At 56.2% G+C, this 16,758-nt stretch carries 15 protein-coding genes, 4 tRNA genes and 1 riboswitch; of the genes, 6 read left to right on the forward strand and 13 right to left on the reverse strand.

What is annotated here, in order from left to right:
- The first annotated feature begins 586 nt into the window (after nt 1-586).
- Nucleotides 587-1,789, forward strand: a complete 1,203-nt coding sequence (locus tag ACWIKB_RS13515) for a GNAT family N-acetyltransferase (RefSeq protein WP_475267402.1) — start codon at nt 587-589, stop codon at nt 1,787-1,789.
- A 535-nt stretch (nt 1,790-2,324) separates the two neighbouring features.
- On the opposite strand, the gene ACWIKB_RS13520 is transcribed toward ACWIKB_RS13515, so the two are convergent.
- Nucleotides 2,325-2,401: transfer RNA gene (locus ACWIKB_RS13520), tRNA-Arg, on the reverse strand.
- 291 nt (nt 2,402-2,692) lie between these two features.
- Here ACWIKB_RS13520 and ACWIKB_RS13525 point away from each other — a divergent pair.
- A complete protein-coding gene (locus tag ACWIKB_RS13525) occupies nt 2,693-2,926 on the forward strand; it encodes a hypothetical protein (protein WP_475267404.1) in 234 nt (77 codons plus the stop codon).
- Nucleotides 2,927-2,947: 21 nt separating this feature from the next.
- Complete coding sequence (locus ACWIKB_RS13530) at nt 2,948-3,127, forward strand: PA3371 family protein (protein ID WP_475267406.1); 180 nt, start codon at nt 2,948-2,950, stop codon at nt 3,125-3,127.
- On the opposite strand, the gene phnN is transcribed toward ACWIKB_RS13530, so the two are convergent.
- Nucleotides 3,102-3,674, reverse strand: a complete 573-nt coding sequence (gene phnN / locus ACWIKB_RS13535; protein ID WP_475267407.1) for a phosphonate metabolism protein/1,5-bisphosphokinase (PRPP-forming) PhnN — start codon at nt 3,672-3,674, stop codon at nt 3,102-3,104. The genes ACWIKB_RS13530 and phnN overlap by 26 nt on opposite strands.
- A gap of 386 nt (nt 3,675-4,060) precedes the next feature.
- Here phnN and ACWIKB_RS13540 point away from each other — a divergent pair, with 386 nt between their 5' ends.
- Nucleotides 4,061-4,387 (forward strand): Arc family DNA-binding protein, encoded by a 327-nt coding sequence (locus ACWIKB_RS13540; protein ID WP_003178899.1) that lies wholly within the window; start codon nt 4,061-4,063, stop codon nt 4,385-4,387.
- 101 nt (nt 4,388-4,488) lie between these two features.
- On the opposite strand, the gene mgtE is transcribed toward ACWIKB_RS13540, so the two are convergent.
- Nucleotides 4,489-5,931, reverse strand: coding sequence for a magnesium transporter (gene mgtE, locus ACWIKB_RS13545; protein ID WP_475267410.1), 1,443 nt, complete (start codon nt 5,929-5,931; stop codon nt 4,489-4,491).
- Nucleotides 5,932-6,251: 320 nt separating this feature from the next.
- Here mgtE and ACWIKB_RS13550 point away from each other — a divergent pair, with 320 nt between their 5' ends.
- Nucleotides 6,252-6,770, forward strand: coding sequence for a DUF4124 domain-containing protein (locus tag ACWIKB_RS13550; protein ID WP_475267412.1), 519 nt, complete (start codon nt 6,252-6,254; stop codon nt 6,768-6,770).
- Nucleotides 6,771-6,789: 19 nt separating this feature from the next.
- Here ACWIKB_RS13550 and ACWIKB_RS13555 read toward each other — a convergent pair.
- The 7 genes from ACWIKB_RS13555 to ltaE form a co-directional block, all read right to left on the reverse strand.
- Nucleotides 6,790-6,866: transfer RNA gene (locus tag ACWIKB_RS13555), tRNA-Arg, on the reverse strand.
- Nucleotides 6,867-6,938: 72 nt separating this feature from the next.
- Nucleotides 6,939-7,015: transfer RNA gene (locus ACWIKB_RS13560), tRNA-Arg, on the reverse strand.
- 107 nt (nt 7,016-7,122) lie between these two features.
- Nucleotides 7,123-7,213, reverse strand: a tRNA-Ser gene (locus ACWIKB_RS13565).
- Between the two features lie 62 nt (nt 7,214-7,275).
- Nucleotides 7,276-7,464 carry a carbon storage regulator CsrA gene (gene csrA / locus ACWIKB_RS13570; protein WP_003178872.1) on the reverse strand — a complete coding sequence of 63 codons (189 nt, stop codon included), beginning with the start codon at nt 7,462-7,464 and terminating at the stop codon, nt 7,276-7,278.
- A 188-nt stretch (nt 7,465-7,652) separates the two neighbouring features.
- Nucleotides 7,653-8,894, reverse strand: coding sequence for an aspartate kinase (locus ACWIKB_RS13575; RefSeq protein ID WP_123514351.1), 1,242 nt, complete (start codon nt 8,892-8,894; stop codon nt 7,653-7,655).
- 90 nt (nt 8,895-8,984) lie between these two features.
- The gene (gene alaS / locus ACWIKB_RS13580) at nt 8,985-11,603 is read right to left on the reverse strand and encodes an alanine--tRNA ligase (protein WP_475267415.1); all 2,619 of its coding nucleotides are present in this window, start codon (nt 11,601-11,603) and stop codon (nt 8,985-8,987) included.
- A 146-nt stretch (nt 11,604-11,749) separates the two neighbouring features.
- Nucleotides 11,750-12,754 carry a low-specificity L-threonine aldolase gene (gene ltaE / locus ACWIKB_RS13585; RefSeq protein ID WP_475267417.1) on the reverse strand — a complete coding sequence of 335 codons (1,005 nt, stop codon included), beginning with the start codon at nt 12,752-12,754 and terminating at the stop codon, nt 11,750-11,752.
- 196 nt (nt 12,755-12,950) lie between these two features.
- Nucleotides 12,951-13,121: riboswitch (FMN riboswitch) on the forward strand.
- Between the two features lie 102 nt (nt 13,122-13,223).
- Here ltaE and ACWIKB_RS13590 point away from each other — a divergent pair.
- A complete protein-coding gene (locus ACWIKB_RS13590; protein WP_054044746.1) occupies nt 13,224-13,733 on the forward strand; it encodes a 6,7-dimethyl-8-ribityllumazine synthase in 510 nt (169 codons plus the stop codon).
- 157 nt (nt 13,734-13,890) lie between these two features.
- Here the strand turns inward: ACWIKB_RS13590 and astE are convergent, their stop codons facing one another.
- Genes astE through astB form a run of 3 tightly spaced genes read right to left on the reverse strand, consistent with a single transcriptional unit; the run spans nt 13,891 to nt 16,599 of the window.
- Nucleotides 13,891-14,901 carry a succinylglutamate desuccinylase gene (astE, locus tag ACWIKB_RS13595; RefSeq protein WP_475267418.1) on the reverse strand — a complete coding sequence of 337 codons (1,011 nt, stop codon included), beginning with the start codon at nt 14,899-14,901 and terminating at the stop codon, nt 13,891-13,893.
- Between the two features lie 12 nt (nt 14,902-14,913).
- Complete coding sequence (locus ACWIKB_RS13600; protein WP_033056735.1) at nt 14,914-15,201, reverse strand: hypothetical protein; 288 nt, start codon at nt 15,199-15,201, stop codon at nt 14,914-14,916.
- Nucleotides 15,202-15,252: 51 nt separating this feature from the next.
- Entirely contained in the window at nt 15,253-16,599 is a 1,347-nt protein-coding gene (gene astB / locus ACWIKB_RS13605) for an N-succinylarginine dihydrolase (RefSeq protein WP_475267419.1), read from the reverse strand.
- Nucleotides 16,600-16,758: the final 159 nt, after the last annotated feature.

The following is a 16,758-nucleotide window of genomic DNA, read 5'->3' on the forward strand; positions in this document are numbered from 1 at the left end:
CTGTAACACTTGTAGCACCACATTTGAAAGGTATCCGTCCCCGCTCCCCGTTAGCAACGCGTTCCACCAGCGATGAGACTCAGCAGGTGCCGGGGCCCCTGTGGCTTTGAGACACATACGGGGTCGGAAACCCGCCGGACTTTATTAGCGGACAGCTGGCCAGCTTAGTGAACAGGTGAACCGGGTGAACACACCGTTCACCAGTGCAATTGCACAAGATCTTGGGAGGTCGCCGGGGACCCTGAGCCTTTATGAATGACACGGGGCATAGAACCCGCGCAATCTTGGTAGTGGCTGATTTTTCTACATTGGTTGACAGGTTGACTCGGTTGACAGCTCGGCGTGTGCGTAATCAGCAACACAAGGGGTCATCATTACCGATGCGGTAACGATGACCTTTTTTCAAATGAATTCTTTCAATTTCAATGACTGAAATTTCAGTAACTTTGGAAACCTCCCACTAACTCAGTCACGCGGGTTTCCGACCCCGTATAGCGTAAAAGTCCCCAGGGTCCCCAGCAGTTTTTTCGACTGAGATAATCGATAATGGGTCGCCATGCTATGCATACCGATTGAGTGGATGTAGATGCGTAAACGGATTAGCTGTAAAACGCTTGAAACACTTTTCGAGCTGATCAAGGAACAACGTCTCGCTCCGCCAGACCCTCGATACTTATTCCCGGAAGAAGAGGAATTACTGAAGTCTCGAGCAATTCGCTCCGCCTCCCTGGAGGAGCTAATCGAGCGAACAGAACATCGAGGCCACTCTCGCCTAAACCGGCTGATTGAGGACCTGGCTTCCTATTTCGACATCCCCAGTCAGACCATCTATTGGAAACCCAGTAGACCTGATGACGAGGCTCTCGGCTCGGCGGGCTTCACGGCCAGCGATGCAGTGGGATTGCTGATTCATCTGCAAGGTTTAGGGCTGCGCGTGCGGCCTCATGTATTGGTAAAGCGGTTCCTGAAAGGCTTCACCGGCAGAGACCTGCTTACAGACACCGAGATGGAAATCTTCTACTACGAAAAAAAACGGCAACGCCAAATTTACATCCTTCGGTCTGATCATGAAGATCGATACGGCAGTCGGACCGAAGAGACCTTCAAAGATAATAACGGCTACAGATTTGTCATGACGCGTACAAACGGCGAGCCGCTGCAGCTGGAGGTACGCGGCCCGCAATACCGGGCTGTAAAGCAGATCGACAAGACCTGCAACTATTGCGGTGCTGCATACCTTACCAATAGCCCCAGCTCCGCAAGGGCTCACCGCCAAGAGCACACCCGTGTCAGGCATTTGATTGACCCCACTCCAAGTCTTCGCTTCGCAAAGCGCCTAACTGCTCACTCGTGTCCGGAGAAGGTCGATTCAACTGCTCCACTATGGATGCACGAGGAGGTACGCAGGAGAGCCATTCAATTCCGACGAGATTTCCGCTATGACTTTCTGCAATGGGATGGCGGCGCAAATCGGGCTGCAAGCGGGGGTTGTCATGGACACATCTTTGCGGCCAATGACCCCGAACTACAGGGAGTGATTGCTGGCGCATGTGCCTTCTTTCCCGAAAAGGAAGGTCGATGGCGTCTAGGTTGGATTTGGATAGCACCCCAGTATCGTAGGAAGGGAGTTCTCCAAAGCAGATGGAACTCGTTTCTTGAGCAATATGGAGACTTCACAATCGAGCACCCTCTTTCCACAGCCATGCATGAGTTTGTCGTTAAACACGGCACGACTTATCAAAAAGGGCAGCTCAGCACCTTTCACAAGGAAATCACATCCACCGTATAGCCACCGTATTCGTCTAGCAACGAAGCTGTCTCCTCATGACAGCCCCAAAGTGACGTTACGGGTGTTACACACGTTACAGAACCACGCATAGCATTGATAAATATAGCTTTTATTGATGTAACAGGTGTTTAGTCACCCCTTTAGGCAGCATGTTACGCGTCCGACAGGTGTTACAGCGCCAAACCTTACGCCACTCTGCTGGCGGCTCCTCCCTTCCCCGCTGCGACTCAAGCAAGTCGCGGGCTTAGTGGCCCAAATGGGGCATGGGGAGCAGCGAGTTCAATTTGACGGATGTGCAGAGAGATACGTGCAACGCGACGGCAAAGCATCGTGCAAACGAAGGGTGAATTAGTAAGAGTGGAAATCAACGACGCGACTATCGTTGAGCGCGAAAGGCTCAAAGGTTCGATGACTGAGGGGAGTAAAGCGCCAGAGGACAGCTCCCGATCGCCAGATTAAGACGTTCGCTGCTGTCACCCTGCTGTCACAGCTTTCTCTCGGCAAACAAGGATCAGGCTGTAAGCATTGAATTATATGGTGTCCCAGGGCAGGTTCGAACTGCCAACCTTCCCCTTAGGAGGGGGATGCTCTATCCAATTGAGCTACTGAGACACGAAGTCGCCCGCGAGGACCGCGGTACGATGGACGGCGAGCATGTTAACGGTCAGGCCTGCTTTTGTCATGTCGTCCTTAGGCTTTTTAAGTGTAGGCAAACGCCTTATGCCTCCACGACATGGATTACCGTGCAAATTGCACAGCCTCAAAAAGCCATCGTTGCAAATTGCACTGATACCCTTCAGCGGTTTAATCTTAATTCATTGTTTTTAAAGGATTTAATAGCCGCTAGACTCTTGGCATGCCGACTGCTTCAGCTGTTCTACAAGAACAATGGAGAATAACCCTATGAACGGCGCTCTTTTACTCTCGAATGCGATCGCTCTGGCAGTGTTGCTTGGCTTTCAATTTGTCCCTGAGGGTGACGCTCAAGTGGTTGCCCAACGCATGCCTCATTTCCTCCAACTCCAAAAAGCCCCCCAATTGGCGGTCATGAGTGATCAACACGTTTTTGTAAATAAGGAAGTGAGCCAAGAGCCCGACCTGTTACAGACAGCCTCTTCCGATCGATTGGTATTTTGAATCCCCCACCAGGAGCACCGCATGTCCAAATCAGCCGCTGGATTTCTTATCCTGGCCCTGTCGAGCGGCATTTTTCATCTGTGTTTAACCCAGGAAGCGACGTTCACCCCACCCCTTATCGCATGCGGTGTGTTCGGGGCGCTGTTCGTGCTGGCATTGATTGCCGGACGTCGAATCAAATTTGATCCGGTTTTGCGCTGATCCTCAGTAGATGCAACAGATTGTTAACCGTAACGGACAAGTCACCAGAGTTATCGAGTCGATGGATATGCGTATCTCCGATTGAATCGTCAGTTACGAATAGCCCATTGCGCTGAAGTCTGGCTTCAATCTCTTCCAGATGCTCACGCCCCCGTCGCAACAATCGTTCGCGCAGCACATTATCTTTGACTGTCAGCAACACAGGCAGCAGCTCGGGATAACGCTTCAGCGCGACGGGTAGATGACCCCGAGAACCATTGACCAGCACATGGCGGCCATCTCGGAGCCATTGATCGATTTCGACGGGAATACCGTAATCCAGACCATTGGCGCGCCAGGAGAGCGAAAACGCCCCCTCCCCCTTGCGGCGCTCGAACTCGGCCGGAGACACCCCCTCAGCTTCCTCACCCACAGATTCAGCCGAACGCGTAATGACCCGCCGCACCACTTCGCAACCCAGCAACTGCAAAGGCTCTCGAGCTGCGTCGATGAGGCTGTCTTTACCAGACCCGGAAGGCCCCATCAGATAAATCAATCTGCCATCCATCCCGAATTCATCCCGCACTGCGGCTCGCCTCTAGTAAATCGGCCATTTGCCACTATCCTATACAAGGTAAGGAACGCTGATCGAATCCGCATAGCATGCACCTTCAGGCGTCTTTGGACATCACCTGCAGGGCAAGAGGACGCGGTCAGAGAAATGGGCCAGGGAAAACTTTTCAAACCAGTCCGCATTTCTGATAATTGGTGCTGGCATAACGCCTTTATCCAGTTCAATATTTGTCACAGAATTGACGCCAATGAACTGGCAATTTTGAGGCATGATGCGAGCCTCTATCAATTCAGGTTGAACATTTGGCCAGAGTGCTTGTCCTATCAGACATCCTGCGGCCAATCCCGAGAACCGCTCCCCTGAACTAACCGGTTAAATATATGCGCCCATTGAAACAGGCAATTTATTCCAGCCGTACGGCTGACAAGTTCGTCGTACGTCTGCCAGACGGAATGCGTGAACGCATTGCCGAGGTGGCTCGCAATCATCATCGCAGCATGAACTCCGAGATCATTGCGCGCCTTGAGCAGAGTCTTATTCAGGAAGGTGCACTGGGCGAAGAGCTGAGCATGCGCCTGGACAGCCCAGAGCTGTCGTTGCACGAACGCGAACTGCTGCAACGTTTCCGCCAACTCTCCCACCGTCAGCAAAATGCCCTTGTTTCGCTGATTGCCCATGACGCTGAAATGGCCGCAGACGCGTCCTGATTTACCCCAAAAAATTCAAGCCAGCATAATCGCTGGCTTTTTTTTGCCTTGAATTTGAGGCATAAAAAAACCCGCCAATCTGGCGGGTCTTGAAATACGACTCAGAGCAGGAAGATTGTCGCCAACCCAAGGAAGATGAAGAACCCGCCACTGTCAGTCATGGCCGTGATCATCACACTGGCGCCCATTGCCGGGTCGCGCCCCATACGCGCAAGGGTCATAGGGATCAACACCCCAGCCAATGCTGCCAGCAGCAGGTTCAGCGTCATCGCCGCCGTCATCACTACGCCAAGGGACCAACTGCCGTACAGCAGATAGGCGACGACACCAATCACCCCGCCCCAGACCAGACCATTGATCAAACCTACAGCGAGCTCCTTGCGCATCAAACGCGACGTGTTGCCGGTACTGACCTGGTCCAGCGCCATGGCCCGAACGATCATGGTGATCGTCTGGTTACCCGAGTTACCGCCAATCCCCGCCACGATAGGCATCAATGCTGCGAGCGCCACCAGCTTCTCGATGGAGCCTTCAAACAGGCCAATTACCCGGGAGGCTACGAACGCAGTCACCAGGTTCACCGCCAGCCAGGACCAGCGGTTACGCAGGGATTTCCAGACTGACGCAAAAATGTCTTCTTCTTCGCGCAGACCCGCCATGTTGAGAACTTCGTTTTCGCTCTCTTCACGAATCAAGTCGACCATTTCATCGATGGTCAAACGGCCGATCAGCTTGCCGTTCTTATCGACCACCGGCGCAGAGATCAAGTCGTAGCGCTCGAACGCCTGAGCGGCATCGTAGGCGTCTTCGTCCGGGTGAAAACTCACCGGATCGCTGGCCATGACCTCAGAAACCTGTTTATCCGGATCGTTAACCAGGAGCCGCTTGATCGGCAGCACGCCCTTGAGCACGCCGTCGTAGTCAACCACGAACAATTTGTCGGTGTGACCTGGCAACTCTTTGAGGCGACGCAGGTAGCGCAGAACCACTTCGAGACTGACATCCTCGCGGATAGTCACCATCTCGAAGTCCATCAGTGCACCGACCTGCTCCTCGTCATAGGACAACGCGGAGCGAACGCGCTCACGCTGTTGGCCATCGAGGGTTTCCATCAGCTCATGAACGACGTCTCGCGGCAGCTCGGAAGCCAGGTCAGCGAGTTCGTCGGCGTCCATGTCCTTGGCTGCCGCCAGGAGTTCGTGATCGTCCATGTCGGCGATCAGCGTTTCACGAACCGAATCGGATACTTCGAGAAGGATATCGCCGTCACGATCAGCCTTGACCAATTGCCAGAGCGTCAGACGGTCGTCCAGCGGCAAGGCTTCAAGGATGTAGGCAACGTCAGCGGAGTGCAGATCATCGAGCTTGCGTTGCAGCTCGACGAGGTTTTGGCGGTGGACCAGGTTCTCGACCCGGTCGTGATGCGGACCTTCCTGGCGATGAGTCAGGTCTTCGACCACACGCTGGCGCTGCAGCAGCTCAACGACTTGAGCGAGGCGGTCTTGCAGGCTTTCTTGCGTTTTCTTTACTTCAACTTCGGACATAGGCGAACTCCACTCCCAGCAGCGGGGCACGCCGGAAGGATCAATCAGTCAATTCATGATTGGAAAAACGGGGTACTGAGTAACTACTGGGTAAGTCCATGGAGGTTTTCCATAAGCCCCGGCGGGGCTGACGGGCGCAATGATACACCGCCTGACGGTTTTAAACGTTAAAAAATCGTGGTTGAAACAAGCGCTTGCAAGACAAACCTGAGCGCTGCCCTTATCCATCAAACTGCGACGACTTATCCTGAAAAGAAAACACACCACCGCCAAAAAATGCAGCGGCTACCCTTCAGATGAAACGTCATGGAGGACGCCGAATGCCATCGAACACCTACCTTCTTTTGCTAACCACCCTACTCTGCCTGGCGCCCAAGGCGCTTGCCGCAACCATTTACCGTTGCGAGGCATCAGATGGGCGCATCACCTTCACTACGATGAGCTGCAGGGCCGGTGAGAGACTTTCACTTCAGGATGTACAGCCATTCATGCCAGGCAGCACGAGCACGATCATGCCCGAAGCTTCCACCCAGGAATCACCAGGCACGAGCGTTAAAAGGAGAGAACCAACCGTTGTCGGCCAATTCGAGGACAAATGTGGAAACCTGATAGACGCCAAACAACGTCGCGAAGCAATCATCAATCAACGTGTCATTGCCGGCATGAGCCAACAGGATGTCGAAAGCGCTCTCGGCAAACCGGACAAGATCAGTATTCGCAATTCAGCCACGAGCTACCGCTATGACCTCAAGCGAGGCCGAAGTGCTCACATCGATTTTGATGAGAAGGGATGCGTCAAAGGAAAAGCCAAATCCCAGACAGCAAAAAGCCCGCGTTAGACGCAGGCTTTTTGGTGTTTGGTGCACTCGACAGGATTCGAACCTGTGACCGCTCGGTTCGTAGCCGAGTACTCTATCCAGCTGAGCTACGAGTGCATTTTGTGTTTTTAAACCAGACCACAACTGGCTGAAGCAAAGTTGCTCGCATTACTGCAAACAACTCTTAAATGGTGCACTCGACAGGATTCGAACCTGTGACCGCTCGGTTCGTAGCCGAGTACTCTATCCAGCTGAGCTACGAGTGCATTTGTTGCCGCGCATTATAGGCCGTCTAATCTCTATGTCAAACACTTTTTCTAGTAATTTCAACAACTTACCGAAAAAGCCAGATTACAACGTACTAAGCAAATAATGGCGGAGAACGGGGGATTCGAACCCCCGACACCCTTTTGAGGTGTACTCCCTTAGCAGGGGAGCGCCTTCGGCCACTCGGCCAGCTCTCCGCAACACGGGGCGTATCTTAACCAACCTTTTCCCCGTTTGCAAACATAAAAAACGATAAAAATTAATGGCTTGGTTCGTCGTCCTTCTCTTTCTTGATCCGCAAGTAGATTTCCTCACGGTGAACAGCAACCTCTTTAGGCGCGTTTACGCCAATACGCACTTGATTTCCTTTGACGCCGAGCACCGTCACGGTGATTTCGCCATCACCAATAATCAGGCTTTCTGCGCACCGACGAGTCAGAATCAGCATACCTTTCTCCTCACGCATTACAGTTCAGGGACAACAGTCTGCAAAAAAAAGGCACTCGACCTACAACCGATACGATCGCAGCCCTACATGCCTGAGTATTGACCAGCGCGAGCAAAAGAACAGTTCCTGGGTCGCGCTATTCAAAAAAGACGAAGGGCGCGGTCAGACCGCGCCCTTCGGGAACTGCATCACTCACCCTGGCGGGCAGGCGCGTCCAGTTCGAAAGCCGTGTGCAGAGCGCGCACAGCCAGTTCCAGATACTTCTCTTCGATCACGACGGAGACTTTGATTTCCGACGTCGAGATCATCTGGATGTTGATGCTTTCCTTGGCCAGGGATTCGAACATGCGGCTGGCCACACCTGCGTGAGAACGCATGCCGACGCCGACGATCGAGACCTTGGCGATCTTGATGTCACCTACGACTTCACGGGCACCAATCTCGCGAGCGGTGTTTTCCAGCACGGTTTGCGCGGCCTGGAAGTCATTGCGGTGCACGGTGAAGGTGAAGTCGGTGGTGTTATCGTGCGCAACGTTCTGCACGATCATGTCGACTTCAATGTTCGCGCCACTGATTGGCCCAAGAATCTTGAACGCAACACCCGGGGTGTCTGGCACGCCACGGATGGTCAGCTTGGCTTCATCGCGGTTGAAAGCGATGCCGGAAATGATCGGCTGTTCCATGGTTTCCTCTTCATCAATAGTAATGAGGGTGCCCGGACCCTCCTTGAAGCTGTGCAGTACGCGCAGCGGAACGTTGTACTTGCCGGCGAATTCCACCGCACGGATCTGCAACACCTTGGAACCGAGGCTGGCCATTTCCAGCATCTCTTCAAAGGTAATCTTGTCCAGGCGCTGAGCCACGGACACCACGCGTGGGTCGGTGGTGTAGACGCCGTCCACATCGGTGTAGATCTGGCATTCGTCAGCCTTCAAGGCCGCTGCCAGCGCCACGCCGGTGGTGTCGGAACCGCCACGACCAAGGGTGGTGATGTTGCCGTGCTCGTCGACGCCCTGGAAACCGGCGACAACCACCACACGACCTGCCTTCAGATCACCACGAATCTTCTGATCATCAATCTGCAAGATACGCGCTTTATTGTGCGCGCTGTCCGTCAGGATCCGCACCTGATTGCCGGTGTAGGACACCGCAGGCACACCGCGTTTAATCAGCGCCATGGCCAACAGGGCAATTGTCACCTGCTCACCAGTGGAGACAATCACATCCAGCTCTCGCGGAACCGGCTGACTGTCGCCGCTGATTTGCTTGGCCAGATCGATCAGACGGTTGGTCTCGCCGCTCATTGCAGACAGCACAACCACCAGGTCATCGCCGGCATCGCGGAATTTCTTAACCTTGTCGGCGACCTGCTCGATTCTCTCGACAGTGCCGACCGAGGTGCCTCCAAATTTCTGTACGATCAAAGCCATTTCAAAGCCGCCTCTGCCCATGAAGGGCGCCCAATAATCACTCAAACAGTTGCCGAACCCGTCACTAGACCACGGGTTCGGCAAACCGCCTTATAAACCCTGCTCTACAAATGGAACGGTCAGGGCCAATGCCGCGTCCAGCGCGCCGGCGTCTACACCACCGCCCTGCGCCATGTCCGGACGACCACCGCCCTTCCCGCCCACTGCCGCAGCGGCTTGCTTCATCAAATCACCGGCTTTGAGTTGGCCAGTCAGGTCCTTGGTTACGCCTGCAACCAGAACGACCTTTTCCTCATGGACACTGCCGAGCAGGATCACTGCGCGGCCGAGTTTGTTCTTCAATTGATCGACCAGCGCCAGCAGCGCCTTGCCGTCCTGACCGTCCAGACGCACGGCCAGCACTTTCACGCCTTTGACATCCAGGGCAGAGGCCGACAAATCGTCGCCCGCGGCGCTGGCTGCCTTGGCCTGCAACTGCTCGAGTTGCTTCTCCAGCAGACGGTTGCGCTCCAGCACAGCCGACAGCTTGTCGATCAGGTTGTCGCGGCTGCCCTTGACCAGGTTGGCCGCTTCCTTGAGTTGTTCTTCAGCAGCGTTCAAGTATGCCAGCGCCGCGGCGCCGGTGACCGCTTCGATACGACGCACGCCGGAAGCCACACCGCCTTCGCTGATGATTTTCAGCAGGCCGATGTCGCCGGTACGGTTGGCGTGGATGCCACCGCACAGTTCGACGGAGAAATCACCGCCCATGCTCAGCACGCGCACGTTGTCGCCGTACTTCTCGCCAAACAGCGCCATGGCGCCTTTTTGCTTGGCGGTTTCGATATCGGTTTCTTCGGTTTCTACCGCGGAGTTCTTGCGAATCTCGGCGTTGACGATGTCTTCCAGGGCCTTCAACTGCTCAGGCTTGATCGCTTCGAAGTGGCTGAAGTCAAAGCGCAGACGCTGACTGTCGACCAACGAACCTTTCTGCTGAACGTGTTCGCCCAGCACCTGACGCAATGCAGCGTGCAGCAAGTGAGTCGCCGAGTGGTTCAGCGAAGTGGCGTGACGGACTTCGGCATCGACGTGGGTCTCAACCGGCGCGCCGATGGTCAGGCTGCCCAACACCGCCACACCGTGGTGCAGGAAAGCACCGCCAGTCTTGGTGGTATCACGCACGTCGAAACGGCTGCTGCCGACTTGCAGATAACCGCAATCGCCGATCTGGCCGCCGGACTCAGCGTAGAAAGGCGTCTGATTGAGAACGATCACGCCCTCTTCGCCTTCACTTAATACGTCGACCGACTGGCCATCTTTATAGATAGCGACAATCTTCGCCGAACCGCTGGTGGCTTTATAGCCGGTGAACTCAGTCGCCACGTCAACCTTGACCAGCGTGTTGTAGTCCAGGCCGAACGAACTGGCCGAACGGGCACGCACACGTTGGGCTTCCATCTCGCGCTCGAAGCCGACTTCGTCGACCGTCAGGTTGCGTTCGCGGGCGATGTCGGCAGTCAGGTCCATCGGGAAACCGTAGGTGTCATACAGCTTGAACACTACGTCGCCCGGCACCACGGTGCCTTTGAGTTCCAGCAGATCCTGCTCGAGAATCTTCAAGCCGTGCTCCAAGGTCTTGGAGAACTGCTCTTCTTCAGCCTTGAGCACGCGCTCGATGTTGGCTTGTTGCTGCTTGAGTTCCGGGAAGGCTTCGCCCATCTCGGCAACCAGCGCGGCAACGATCTTGTAGAAGAAGCTGCCAGTGGCCCCCAGCTTGTTACCGTGACGGCACGCGCGACGAATGATCCGGCGCAGCACATAACCGCGACCTTCGTTGGAGGGCAGCACGCCGTCGGCGATCAGGAAACCGCACGAACGGATGTGATCGGAAACAACCTTGAGCGAAGACTGGTCGTCATTGCTGCAACCAATCGCCTGGGCCGAAGCGCTCAGCAGGTTCTTGAACAGGTCGATTTCATAGTTGGAGTGAACGTGCTGCATCACCGCACTGATCCGTTCCAGGCCCATGCCGGTGTCTACCGACGGCGCTGGCAGTGGATGCAACACGCCGTCGGCGGTGCGGTTGAACTGCATGAACACGTTGTTCCAGATTTCGATGTAACGGTCGCCATCTTCTTCCGGCGAGCCCGGTGGGCCGCCCCAGATATGGTCGCCGTGATCGTAGAAAATCTCGGTGCAAGGACCGCACGGGCCGGTATCGCCCATGGTCCAGAAGTTGTCGGACGCGTACGGCGCACCCTTGTTGTCGCCGATGCGAATCATGCGCTCGGCCGGTACACCGATCTGCTGGGTCCAGATGTCATAGGCCTCGTCGTCCGAGGCATAGACCGTTACCCAAAGTTTTTCCTTGGGCAGTTTCAGGACACCGGTCAGGAAGGTCCAGGCGTAGGTGATCGCGTCGTGCTTGAAATAGTCACCGAAGCTGAAGTTACCCAGCATTTCAAAAAACGTGTGGTGACGAGCGGTATAACCGACGTTTTCCAGGTCACTGTTCTTGCCACCGGCGCGCACGCATTTCTGGCTGCTGGTCGCGCGGGTGTACGCACGTTTTTCCTGGCCCAGGAAGCAGTCCTTGAACTGGTTCATCCCCGCGTTAGTGAACAGCAGGGTTGGGTCGTTGCCCGGAATCAAAGAGCTGGAGGCTACACGGGTGTGGCCTTGCTCTTCGAAGAAGCGAAGGAAGGCTTCACGGATTTCTGCGCTTTTCATTAGGTTCTTCCACGGAGGCTGCGGCCAAAGGCCTGTGCGAAACGTCAACAGACGAAGCGACGGCAAAGGGCCGCATTATATCGGCCCTGCGCGCGGGGTACAGCGTGTTTATACGATAGAAACGGTCAATTGGACGGCTAACGCTGTCAGTTGCGCGAAAACTCGACGAATGTAGCGATGACCTGCTCGATTTGAGCGTGGCTGACATCCATGTGCGTGACCATGCGCAGACGGCCGGCGGCGCTCAGCTTGATGCCCCGCTCGCCGGCAAATGCCTTGATGGCTTCGGCCTTGTCGCCCATCTGCACGTAAACCATGTTGGTCTGCACCGGTTCGACGTCGTAACCGGCCTTACGCAGGCCTTCGGCCAGAAATTGCGCATTGGCGTGATCGTCGGCCAGGCGCTGAACGTTGTTGTCCAGAGCATACAACCCTGCCGCCGCCAGAATCCCGGCCTGACGCATGCCGCCGCCAACCATTTTACGAAGCCGACGCGCCTTGGCGATCAACTCAGTCGTGCCACAAAGCACCGAACCAATGGGCGCACCCAGTCCTTTGGACAGACAGACTGATACAGAATCGAAGTGCTGGGCGATTTCCCAGGCATCGACACCCAGTTTGACGGCGGCGTTGTAGAGGCGCGCGCCGTCCAGGTGCAGGGCCAGGCCGTGTTCGCGGGTGAAGCTGCGCGCCTTTGCCAGGTACTCCAATGGCAGGACCTTGCCCTGCATGGTGTTTTCCAGGGCCAGCAAGCGAGTGCGCGCGAAATGGAAGTCGTCGGGCTTGATCGCGGCGGCCACGTGAGCCAGGTCCAGCGAGCCATCGGCCTGCACTTCCAGCGGCTGCGGCTGGATCGAACCGAGCACCGCAGCACCGCCACCTTCGTACTTATAGGTGTGAGCCTGCTGACCGACGATGTATTCGTCACCTCGTTCGCAATGCGCCATCAACCCCAGCAGGTTGCTCATGGTGCCCGTGGGGACAAACAGCGCCGCAGCGAACCCCAGCTGTTTTGCCAGTTCAGCTTCCAGACGATTGACCGTCGGATCTTCACCGTAAACGTCGTCACCGGTGGCCGCTTTGGCCATTGCGTCGAGCATCCCTGCGGTCGGTTGGGTGACGGTGTCGCTGCGAAGATCGATAACGCTCATAAATCTGGCCTCGGTAATCAGGGGAAGTCGCTTTCCAAGAGGAATTACTGCGGGCATGCCGGCGAATAATCAACCCTTGGGCGAGGAAATGGCGCATTGCAGCTTCGAAAAACCCGATATCAATCATCAGAAAGCAGCAATGCGCAGGCAAGAAATATGTGGTAAAAACGCTTCGCCGCCAAACAATCTGGCGGCAAAACGTTCTCAGGGCGGGGTGCAACTCCCCACCGGCGGTAATTGCGCGCAATGCGCATAGCCCGCGAGCGCTTGGTGACAGCACAGCTTCGGCGGTGACTGGCGGCAAGGTCAGCAGACCCGGTGTGATCCCGGGGCCGACGGTCATAGTCCGGATGAAGAGAGAACGGGATTGGCGCCAAAGGGCCGTTTGCACGCATTTTTGCGAGCGCGCGTACCCTTAAATCCCATTCGATTCATAAGCCCTGTTTTTCACACAAACAGGAACCAGAACATGCAACCCACCGCAATCGATAGCAAAAGCAAAAACCATCAGGGCGAGCGCGTCGCGTTCATCCAGGCCTGCTGGCACAAGGAAATCGTCGACCAGAGCCGTAAAGGCTTCCTCGCCGAAATGATTGCCCAGGGCTATCAGGAATCGGATATCGATTTCTTCGAAGTCGGCGGCGCCTTTGAAATCCCGTTGCACGCCAAGCTGTTGGCCAAGTCCGGTCGTTATGCCGGCATCGTTGCCGCAGGTTTGGTGGTGGACGGCGGGATCTACCGTCACGAATTCGTCGCCCAATCGGTGATCAGCGGCCTGATGCAGGTTCAGCTGGAAACCGAAGTGCCGGTATTCTCGGTGGTCCTGACCCCGCATCACTTCCATGCAGGCGAAGAACATCAGAAGTTCTTCTTCGAGCATTTCGTGCACAAAGGCCAGGAAGCGGCGAAGACGTGTGCGGATACGCTGCACAAGACGCGAGCATTGCGTCGCAATGAGCCACGCGCGGTAGCGGTCTAAAACGACAATCCTGTGGTTTGGGTGGATTCTTTGAATTCACCCAAACCAAATGTGGGAGCGGGCTTGCTCGCGAAGGCGGACTGTCAGTCGACTACTTTGTTGACTGATCTACCGCTTTCGCGAGCAAGCCCGCTCCCACATTGGTTTTGCGTTGCGCTTAAGCCAGGTTTTCGTCTGTGGTCGGCACGATCAGGATGCCGGCACGCAGGCCGTTCTTCACCTTGGGGTTCGGGAAGATGATCCGGGCGCCCTTCTCTTCGATGATCCAGCGGGTCTGGGCGATGTCTTCGGCCAGCACGTAACCCATCTCCAATTCCGAAAAATTCTCGATGTCCGCTGGCAGGTTCAAGCGGAAGCTGTCGCTGTGCTTGATGATTTCCCGCGCCACGCTAAATAGCTGCAAACCATCCAGCGACGTTTCGGCCAAGGGCGGCTCGTTGCCTTCGATGATCTGTTTGAGGCGGGTTTCCAGCAGATCGACGTTGACGCCGGCGTTCTGCCCGAATGGCCGAGCCTTGCCCAGTTCAAGGGTAAAGGACTCGGCACCGAGCTTGTCGTAGGTGTAGGAGCTGAACACGATGGACGGCTTGTTCTGCAACAGCACTGCTTCCATGCCGGCGGCGCGCAGGCGAGCCAGTTCCCGGCGTGAATGCTGGCGGTCTTCTTTCCACGGATACAGGGCGAACTGCTCGATTTTCGAGCCACGAATCGCGGTGTGCAGGTCGTAGTGCAGACGGTCGCGGTCCGGCAGGCTGAAGAAACTCGCCGCCAGTCGTTCCAGTTCACAAGCACGCAGGGCTTCAGAACCACTGCTTTGCTCGTGACGGCCGTTGAACAGCCGATTGACGTCCTGCTCGATGAAACGCTCGCCGCGGCGAATGGCCTCGGGGTTACCGAACAGGAACAGAATACGTGCGCGCGGCTTGAGGTCGCCGCGGGCGATGTCATGCAACAGGCGGTCAAGCAACTCGATCGGCGCTGTTTCGTTGCCGTGGATACCTGCCGATAGCAGCAAGTCCAGGCCATTGTCGCGAGCTTCAGGTGGCCGGACTTCCAGCGCACCTTCGCTCAACCAGCGCATCCGCACGCCTTCGACAGTCAGTTGAGTCTTCTCCGCCGGTTCGCGGCCGGCGAGGGTCAGTTCAAGCAGTTTGCCGAGGGCGAGCATAGAGCGGTTTCCTTAGTGGTCGTGTGCGCAATCCGGGCCGTGCACGTGGTCTTCGTCACCGACTTCGGCCGGTTCCATTTCCAGTTGCAGACTTACCAGATTAGTCGCCAATGGGCGCAGCAGCAGGTTTGCGTATTCAGCGTCGCCTTCTTCAACGTCCACGCCGATCAGCAATTGGCCGCGGCCGTCTTGCTGGATCCACAGCTCTTTGCCTTGCCACATGACCGCGACGCGGGTGCAGGAGGTTTCCAGTTGCGTGCCGTCGGTGTCTTCAAGGATCAGCTGCAGGGTATCGCTCATGTCTATTACGCTCTCGTTTGGAGATAAAAGCGGCGCTCGAAGCGCCAGCCTTTAATTGATCTGGAATGGATAAACCGCGCCCAGTTTAAGGATTTGCGTCAGTTCATCCAGTGCCGTCCGGCATTCAAGCAGCAATTGCGGGTCCGCAAGATCGTTTTCGGTCATGCGGTCGCGGTAGTGCTTATCGACCCATTCGGTCAGTGTGCCGTACAACGGTGCCGTCATGATAACCCCTGGATTGACCGCCGCCAGTTCGGTTTCGTTGAGGGCCACGCGAAGTCTCAGGCAAGCCGGGCCACCGCCGTTCTGCATGCTCTGCTTCAAATCGAAGACTTTCACTTCGCGGATCAGCCCACCAGAGCTGGTCAAACCTTGCAGGTATTGCCAGACGCGCTCGTTGCCACGGCATTCTTCCGGCACGATCAAGAGCATCGAGCCATCAGGACGCGACAGCAGTTGGCTATTGAACAGGTAGGAACGAACCGCGTCCTCTACGGTGACCGCCGAACGCGGTACGCAGACAGACTGAAATTTCCCACCGACTTTTGCGAGTTTTCCGGAAAGTTCGGCCAGCATCTGTTCGGTGTCGAGGAACGCATCCTCGTGATAGAACAAGACTTCACCGTTACCCACCGCGATCACGTCGTTGTGGAACACGCCCTGATCGATCACCGAAGGGTTCTGTTGGGCATAAACCACGCCGTCATCGCTCAAACCGTGCAAGCGTGCAACGGCCTGGGAAGCTTCGAGGGTCTGGCGTGCCGGATATTTCTGCGGTGCCGGGTAACGGTTATCGAAAGCGCTGCGACCGAACACGAAAAACTCGACACCAGCCTCACCATATTCACGGCAGAAACGGGTGTGGTTGGCCGCGCCTTCGTCACCGAACTGCGCCACGGCCGGCAACGCGGCGTGGTGAGCGAAGTGCTTCTGGTCAGCGAACATCGCGCCCAGCACACGGCTGGTGGTCGGGTGTTCGATGCTGCGGTGGTATTTGCAGTTCAGGTTGGCGGCGGTGAAATGCACGCGGCCATCCGCGGTGTCGGCGCTCGGGCTGACGGTGGCGGCGTTGGCCACCCACATGCTTGATGCCGAGCAACTGGCGACCAGCAATGGCATTGCATCTTTAGCGGCCCGCTCGATGACTTGGGCGTCGGTGCCGCTAAAACCCAAGCGGCGCAAAGCGGCGACGTCCGGGCGTTCTTGCGGCGCCAATACGCCTTGTTGAAAGCCCATTTCCATCAGCGCTTTCATTTTCGCCAGGCCTTGCAACGCCGCTTCTTTCGGGTTCGAAGACTGCTGGCTGTTGCTCTGGGACGCGACGTTGCCGTAGGACAGGCCGCCGTAGTTATGGGTAGGCCCCACTAGACCGTCAAAATTGACTTCATAGGATTTCATCAGCGAGGCTCCACGAGAATCTGTTGTTATAGGCATCAGGTAACAATTCAATAAGACCGAGGCGCGGCTTTCGCGGGCAAGCCTTGCTCCTACAGGTTTGGTGTCGTCCGCATGATCGGCACACACCATAAATCCTGTAGGAGCGAGGCTTGCCCGCGA

This window comes from Pseudomonas sp. 5Vm1k, assembly GCF_056161485.1.

What these genes read in the sequence shown, in the direction of transcription:
- csrA (WP_003178872.1), bottom strand. Translation starts at nt 7,464, where the DNA reads ATGCTGATTCTGACTCGTCGGTGCGCAGAAAGCCTGATTATTGGTGAT.
- ACWIKB_RS13575 (WP_123514351.1), bottom strand. Translation starts at nt 8,894, where the DNA reads ATGGCTTTGATCGTACAGAAATTTGGAGGCACCTCGGTCGGCACTGTC.
- phnN (WP_475267407.1), bottom strand. Translation starts at nt 3,674, where the DNA reads ATGGATGGCAGATTGATTTATCTGATGGGGCCTTCCGGGTCTGGTAAA.
- mgtE (WP_475267410.1), bottom strand. Translation starts at nt 5,931, where the DNA reads ATGTCCGAAGTTGAAGTAAAGAAAACGCAAGAAAGCCTGCAAGACCGC.
- ACWIKB_RS13525 (WP_475267404.1), top strand. Translation starts at nt 2,693, where the DNA reads ATGAACGGCGCTCTTTTACTCTCGAATGCGATCGCTCTGGCAGTGTTG.
- ACWIKB_RS13600 (WP_033056735.1), bottom strand. Translation starts at nt 15,201, where the DNA reads ATGAGCGATACCCTGCAGCTGATCCTTGAAGACACCGACGGCACGCAA.
- ACWIKB_RS13540 (WP_003178899.1), top strand. Translation starts at nt 4,061, where the DNA reads ATGCGCCCATTGAAACAGGCAATTTATTCCAGCCGTACGGCTGACAAG.
- ltaE (WP_475267417.1), bottom strand. Translation starts at nt 12,754, where the DNA reads ATGAGCGTTATCGATCTTCGCAGCGACACCGTCACCCAACCGACCGCA.
- ACWIKB_RS13590 (WP_054044746.1), top strand. Translation starts at nt 13,224, where the DNA reads ATGCAACCCACCGCAATCGATAGCAAAAGCAAAAACCATCAGGGCGAG.
- ACWIKB_RS13550 (WP_475267412.1), top strand. Translation starts at nt 6,252, where the DNA reads ATGCCATCGAACACCTACCTTCTTTTGCTAACCACCCTACTCTGCCTG.
- alaS (WP_475267415.1), bottom strand. Translation starts at nt 11,603, where the DNA reads ATGAAAAGCGCAGAAATCCGTGAAGCCTTCCTTCGCTTCTTCGAAGAG.
- ACWIKB_RS13530 (WP_475267406.1), top strand. Translation starts at nt 2,948, where the DNA reads ATGTCCAAATCAGCCGCTGGATTTCTTATCCTGGCCCTGTCGAGCGGC.
- astE (WP_475267418.1), bottom strand. Translation starts at nt 14,901, where the DNA reads ATGCTCGCCCTCGGCAAACTGCTTGAACTGACCCTCGCCGGCCGCGAA.
- astB (WP_475267419.1), bottom strand. Translation starts at nt 16,599, where the DNA reads ATGAAATCCTATGAAGTCAATTTTGACGGTCTAGTGGGGCCTACCCAT.
- ACWIKB_RS13515 (WP_475267402.1), top strand. Translation starts at nt 587, where the DNA reads ATGCGTAAACGGATTAGCTGTAAAACGCTTGAAACACTTTTCGAGCTG.